This is a genomic window from Pyxidicoccus fallax, assembly GCF_012933655.1.
GTDB lineage: Bacteria > Myxococcota > Myxococcia > Myxococcales > Myxococcaceae > Myxococcus > Myxococcus fallax.
In genome coordinates this window covers 1-5,326 of record NZ_JABBJJ010000545.1, presented here as the reverse complement: position 1 = coordinate 5,326, position 5,326 = coordinate 1, and the positions used below count along the sequence as shown (strand labels likewise).

The 5,326-nt window shown below is 69.6% G+C and carries 4 protein-coding genes; 1 reads left to right on the top strand and 3 read right to left on the bottom strand.

Annotated features, from left to right (window positions below; all coding sequences use genetic code 11):
- The 3 genes from HG543_RS51180 to HG543_RS51170 form a co-directional block, all read right to left on the bottom strand.
- Window positions 1-651 (bottom strand): carbohydrate-binding protein (locus tag HG543_RS51180; protein WP_169352277.1); only part of this gene is annotated, 651 nt, incomplete at its 3' end.
- 158 nt (window positions 652-809) lie between these two features.
- The gene (locus HG543_RS51175; RefSeq protein ID WP_169352276.1) at window positions 810-1,121 is read right to left on the bottom strand and encodes a hypothetical protein; all 312 of its coding nucleotides are present in this window, start codon (window positions 1,119-1,121) and stop codon (window positions 810-812) included.
- A gap of 170 nt (window positions 1,122-1,291) precedes the next feature.
- Window positions 1,292-2,167, bottom strand: a complete 876-nt coding sequence (locus HG543_RS51170) for a hypothetical protein (RefSeq protein WP_169352275.1) — start codon at window positions 2,165-2,167, stop codon at window positions 1,292-1,294.
- Window positions 2,168-2,456: 289 nt separating this feature from the next.
- Here HG543_RS51170 and HG543_RS51165 point away from each other — a divergent pair, with 289 nt between their 5' ends.
- Window positions 2,457-4,688, top strand: coding sequence for a S41 family peptidase (locus HG543_RS51165; RefSeq protein ID WP_169352274.1), 2,232 nt, complete (start codon window positions 2,457-2,459; stop codon window positions 4,686-4,688).
- Window positions 4,689-5,326: the final 638 nt, after the last annotated feature.

Sequence of the window (5,326 nt, the reverse complement as noted above, 5' to 3'; positions counted from 1 at the left end):
GGCGTACATGGGGAGGGCGAAGATCCAGCGCTCCAGGCCGCCGCCGCTGTTGGCCACGTCGGAGTGGAAGGACGCGGCCTTCTCCTGGACGGTGGCCCAGTTGTCGGTGGTGTAGACGACCTTCACGTCCTTCACGGAAGCGAGGTTCTTCAGCACCAGGTAGCCGATGACGTGGGGGCCCGCGCGGCTGTACTCGTAGGCGGCCCGCTCCAGCTTCACGTTCGCCGCGCCGAGGATGGACTCCGGCGCGTTGGCGCCGCCCAGGACGTAGTCAGTCCCGGCGTTGTTGTCCCAGTACGTCTGGCCCAGCACCGTGTAGCGCACGGCGAAGCGCACCGTCGCTCCCGTGGGCAGGTCCCGGGAGAAGAACCAGCTCTCGTAGCCATTGTCGGCGCCCGAGACGTAGCCGGCCGCGACCTCCGTCCACTGCCCGTCGCCCGTCGTGTAGGCGATGGCGACCTGCTTCTCGTAGGCGAGGTTCTTCACCTCCACGGAGCCCACCAGCCGGTTGCAGGCCACGCTGCCGCAGAGAGTCTGGAGCCGCGCGGAGACGAGCCGCACGTTCGGCTCCTCCGCGCGCGCCGTGCCCAGGCTGCCCAGCAGCAGCGCGAAGGTGAGCAGCGCCATCCGCGCGGGATTCAGGTGCTTCATGTCGTCACTCCTTGGGGGAAGGGGGAGCGCATTCAACCCCGGAGCTCCGACGTCCCGCATCAACGTCGCGCGGGCGTCACGCGATTGTCGCGGTGCGCTCTGCGCTGCCCGCGCAATACTCCGCGCGGGCTGCACGGCGTCAACGACGAGGGCTGCTTTCAGAGCTGGCCGCAGACCTGCTCGTAGTACAGCTGGGAGTTACCGGAGGTCGTGCCGTACCGGTAGATCTTCGGCTCGCACGTGCACTCCATGCGGCCCACCTCCTGAGAGGGATTCGAGGTGCTGTAGTAGTAGATGATCCACGCCTGCTGCCCGGTGCAGGGAGGAATGTAGGAGGCCGTGTGGCTCGCGGGGGACGCGTCCACGTCCTCGACGGCCTCCAGATCCGCGCCACCACACGCGCTCAACATCCCTCCCGCAACGAACGCCATCGCCACCCGGAAGAAGTTTCCACGAACGAATCCGCGCATCCGACCGACCTCCAACAGAGCCTCCCCACCATTGAGGAAGGCGCCCATCTTACGGAGCACGCTGACAGCTCCGGAACAGGGGGCGCGCAATCGGCGGCTCATCCCCGGACACGGATGGACGGGACCTCACCCCCGCTCGCGCGCGAGAGCGAGGCCCGTCCTTCAGCGGCTCACGGGCAGCCGGAGCTGACCTCGAGCGCGTCGTACGCCATCCACCCGTTGCGCTTGGTGCCGGTCGCCGCGATGACGTAGCCGTAGAGGAACTTCATCGTCCCGGACTGCACGGTGTAGCGGCCGTCACTGCCCTGCACCCACAGCGGGATGTCGATGGACGGAACGCCGTGCTCGGTGGGCACGTCCAGGCGCTGGAACTTCGTGCCCGCTGGGAAGTGGTCCACGGCCGGGCCGCCCAGGGCCATGCCCGGCACGTTGAAGATGAGGTTCACCGAGCGCTGCCCGTTGGCGCGCACCAGCGGCAGGTAGTCTCCCGCGCGCTCGTGGGTGGCCGTGCTGTCGCGGACCACCTTCTTGAACTCCAGGTTGGTGTCGTGCCAGTTGCGCACGGCGTAGCAGCCCAGCTTCCCCAGCCCCGCGCCCAGCGCCGAGACGTGGCCCACCTTCTGTTCGAAGGACGTGCGGCCCAGGATGGCCGAGATGGGCAGCCATCCGGCGCTCGAGTTGGAGGTCGACACCGCGAAGGCATGCAGCTCACCGGCGAAGGTGCGCGTCTGGCCGTAGTTGAAGGCGGCGCTCGTCCGCGTGTTGGTGCCCACCACCGTGCCGTTGCCGTTCCGGATGGGCACGCCCGTCACCAGCCCCCAGTTGTCGTCGGCCGGGTCGTTGGTGGGGACGCGGTTGCCGCCCGACTCCTGCAGCTTGCAGTTGTACGGGCTCACCAGGCAGTACGTGCCATTCACTCCCGAAAAGGCCGCCTGCTCGCGCGTGGAGAGCGACTCACCCGTCGGGTTGCCGTCGACGGAGGCCTCGCCGCCACAGGCGGTGGCCACCAGGGCAGATGCACAAAACGTGAGAAGATGGGTTCGCATGACATCATGGGATAAGAGGAATCCCAGGGTGTCAACGCACGAGCGTGTGCAGGCGTCCAGGGTGGAACAGCCCGGGGACGGGGCCTCGCACGTGGGGAGTGCGGGCTTCACGGAAGGTACGGCGGCCCGCGAGATGGTTGCGCCGCGGAGGCCATCTCCGTGCCGGACAGTCTCCCGTGCGGATGGTTGACGCGTGGAGCCTGGCGCAATCCGGTTGTAATACCGCGCGCGGTGCGTCCCGTTTTCCAGATGTCCTGGCCCGCCGGCCAGGCCTGGAGGCTCCGCACACATGTCCCATCATGGATACGTCGTTCCTCGCCGGATTGGTCGTAGACGCCTGTCTCGCCTGACCTTCTCGACGGTCTGCCTCGGCCTGCTGCTCGGGAGCGAAGCGCTCGCGCAGTCCGCTCCGCCGGAGGACTGGTGCGACCGCGCCGCGGCGGGCCCGGCGGGAACCCGTCCGGGGTCCCTGGGCCTGTCGGCGGCACACGCCCAGCTGCGCTTCTTCGGTACGAATGCCACCAACCTGGAGACGGACATGGCACTGGCCGCCGTGCTGGAGGGCGCCACCGTCGACTGGGATGCGGCCGCGACCGCCTATGCCGCCGCGCTGGAGCCGGCGTGTGCCCTGGACGCCACGCGCGCGACGCTCCGGCCGGTGCAGGTCCTGAACGTGGGCCCCATCGCCTTCATCCGTCCGGGCACCGGCGCCATCCACCTTCCGAGACAGACGCGCGCCGTCGTCATCGACCTGCGCGGACTGCCCGCCGCGCCAGGGCTGGAGCAGGCCCTGGCCAACGCCATTGGCGCGGCGAGCAGCGCGCCCGTGGAGCGCGTCTCCCGGCGCGTCCGCGTCCACGAAGGCGTGACGGACGAGATCAACTTCAACCGCTACTGGAACGACGTCGAGGTGCAGGCGAGCACGCCGTATGCCGCCACGGGCCGGGCGGAGCTCCCCGTGGCGCTGCTGACCGGACGCACCCTGGCCCCCGCGGCGGCCCGCTTCGCCGTGGACCTGAGAATGGCCCGCAGGGCGTGGCTCGTTGGCGAGCCGGTCTCCACCGCCGTGGCGGAGACGCGCTGGATGCCCATCGCGGACAAGGGGCTCCTCATTCGCACCGAGCAGCTCGAGGACGCGCAGGGTGTGGTTCCCGACCTCATCCCCGCCGACCTGGACCTGTCACTTCCCCTGGGAGATGGCGCACCGGAGCGGAGCGCCGTGCAGCGGGGGCTCGGCAACCTCGAGTTCCTCGGACAGCCCGGGCCCGTGGACCGCACCGCGCCCGTCCAGCGTCCCCCCATGCGGGTGAGGGAGCCACTGAATGAGCCGTTCCCGCCGATCGCCGCGTCGTCGAGCATCGCCCGCGCGAACCTGCTCATCGTCCACGGCACGACCCGGCTCTTCTACCCGTACTTCCACGTGGTGGGCGACGGCATCGACGCGCGGCTCCAGGAGACGCTGGCGTCCGTGGACGCAAGCCCCGTCACGGACCGCAAGGGCCTGCAGCAGCGCCTCCTGCGCTTCAACGAGGTGCTCGCGGATGGCCACGGGTTCGTCTTCCCCATCGGAGGAGTGCTGGTCGGCGGCTTCTTCCCCGTCACGCTGGAGCAGGTCGCCGGTGAGCCCGTGATTCGCCGCTCACTCGTACCGGGTGTGGAGCCAGGAGACACCCTCGTGAGCGTCGCGGGCCGCCCCATGTCCGAGTGGCTCGCGGAGGAGATGTCCCGGGCCTCGGCGGCGACGCCGGGCTACCTGCACGACGTGGCCGCGCGACGGCTGCTGGAGCTGAGCGGGCCCACCGAGTTCGGGCTCCGGAGCGTGGACGGCATCACGCGCACGGTGACCGTCCTGCCCCAGCCGCACGCGCAGCTCTTGCAGGTGGGCGATGCCCCCACGCACCGGCCCGCTGGCCGGCTCACGGACCTGGGCGCCCCCACGCTCCACTACATCAACATGTCCGACGAGGTCCTCCCGTCGATCGCGGCCTTCAACGAGGCGCTCGCGGGGGCGGCGGGGGCCAGTGGCCTCGTCATCGACATGCGGGGCTACCCGGCGGGCAACCACTACGAGGCGGCGCGGCGCCTCATCCCGGAGACGTTCTACTCGCCCATCTTCCGCGTCCCGTACTGGGCGGGCCCCGACCAGATGGAGACGCACGAGAACTGGTACGAGTGGACGCCCCTGTCGAATCCCTCGTATGGCGGCCCCATCGTCCTGCTCGTGGGGCCGAACAGCGTGTCGGCGGCGGAGAACTTCTCCATCATGCTCACGGCCGCCGGACGCGTCACCGTCATCGGGCGCCGCAGCGCCGGCACCAACGGCAACATCACCCGCCTCTCGCTTCCGGGCCGGATGATGGTCTACTTCACCGGAATGGAGGTGCTCTTCCCGGACCGCACGCGCTTCCATGGCGTCGGCATCGTGCCGGATATCGAGTCGGCACCCACGGCCGTGGACATCGCCGCGGGACGTGACACCGAGCTGCTTCGCGCCATCCAGTTCCTGACCTCGGGGAACTAACCTGCTTCAGGGATGTCCGGTAAGGCCGCGAGGATTGCCTGCGGCTGCCTTCGCAATTCCAGCGCCGCCCCTTCTGTTTCCAGGGCGCATCTTCCGCGCCTCGGATTCGTTCGAGGCGGGAAGCTTCCTGTCCTCGGAGGCGCCCTCCCTCATCGTGAGCGTGGTGCCAGGTGCCCCATCGCAGCATCCATGGCGGTCAAGGCGTCGTCCCGCGGCACCGCGTGACTCCCGAGCCCGCGCGCGTGTCAGCCCCCGCCTCGGCCCATGGATGGTCCGAAGGGCACGCAACCGGATGAGCTGCCAGAGGTCATTCCCTGACGCGAGCCGCATCCTTCCTGGCATGTCAGCCCTCTCCGGAAGGAGGGTCGTCGTGGAGGAATGATTCCTCCGGCGAGGCGGCATCCCCGGCGGGTCGTCGTGGAGGAATGATTCCTCCAGCGAGGCCGCATCCCAGGCGGGTCGTCTCCGTGCGCGGCTATGGGCATGTGCGCGCCGAGGAACAGGCGAGGGCGGGGAGGATGTCGGTGGGCAGCTGCTTCCGGCGCCATGACAGCAAGGCGGGCTGCGCCCAGCAGGTGCGCCAGGAGGCCGAGGGCGACATCCGCCGAATCGCCTGGGGGACTTCGAGAGGGAGCTGG

What these genes read in the sequence shown, in the direction of transcription:
- HG543_RS51175 (WP_169352276.1), bottom strand. Translation starts at nt 1,121, where the DNA reads ATGCGCGGATTCGTTCGTGGAAACTTCTTCCGGGTGGCGATGGCGTTC.
- HG543_RS51170 (WP_169352275.1), bottom strand. Translation starts at nt 2,167, where the DNA reads ATGCGAACCCATCTTCTCACGTTTTGTGCATCTGCCCTGGTGGCCACC.
- HG543_RS51165 (WP_169352274.1), top strand. Translation starts at nt 2,457, where the DNA reads ATGTCCCATCATGGATACGTCGTTCCTCGCCGGATTGGTCGTAGACGC.